1 protein-coding gene is annotated in these 832 nt (G+C 67.5%); it reads right to left on the minus strand.

Annotated features, from left to right (window positions below; genetic code table 11):
• The coding region (locus B7767_RS31505) for a radical SAM protein (RefSeq protein WP_085575106.1) at window positions 1-832 on the minus strand (832 nt) is incomplete at both ends.

The raw sequence follows: 832 nt of genomic DNA on the forward strand, positions 1-832 counted from the left end.
TCAGCGCCTCCGCCCCGGTCGCCATCTGCGTCCGCGCCTGGAGCCGGTTGCGTACCTTGCCGTCCTTCACGTCCACGAAGTCGTGCTGGTAGCGCAGCGGGATGAAGACCTGGAAACCGCCGGTCTCGTCCTGGAGCTCACGCAGCCGCAGCACGTGGTCCACCCGGTGGCGGGGCTCCTCGATGTGGCCGTACAGCATGGTGCACGGCGTCCTGAGCCCCTTCTCGTGCGCCAGCCGGTGGATCCTCGACCAGTCCTCCCAGTGGGTCCGGTGGTCGACGATGTGCTGCCGCACCTCCCAGTCGAAGATCTCCGCACCACCGCCGGTCAGCGACTCCAGACCCGCGTCGATCAGCTCGTCGAGGATCTCGGAGGCGGACAGCCCGGAGATCGTCTCGAAGTGGTGGATCTCGGTGGCCGTGAACGCCTTCAGCGAGACCCCCGGCAGCGCCGCCTTCAGCTCCCTGAGCGAACGCGGGTAGTAGCGCCACGGCAGATTGGGATGCAGCCCGTTGACGATGTGCAGCTCGGTGAGGTTCTCCCCCTCCATCGCCCTGGCGAGCTTCACCGCCTCCTCGATGCGCATCGTGTACGCGTCCTTCTCCCCCGGCTTGCGCTGGAAGGAGCAGTACGCACAGGAGGCGGTGCACACGTTCGTCATGTTGAGGTGACGGTTGACGTTGAAGTGCACGACGTCGCCGTTCAGCCGCGTACGCACCTCGTGCGCCAGCCCGCCCAGCCAGGCCAGGTCGTCCGACTCGTACAGCGCGATGCCGTCCTCACGGGTCAGGCGCTCGCCCGCCCCGACCTTCTCCTCCAGCTCGCGCTTGAG

It is taken from the genome of Streptomyces sp. 13-12-16 (assembly GCF_002114215.1).
GTDB lineage: Bacteria > Actinomycetota > Actinomycetes > Streptomycetales > Streptomycetaceae > Streptomyces.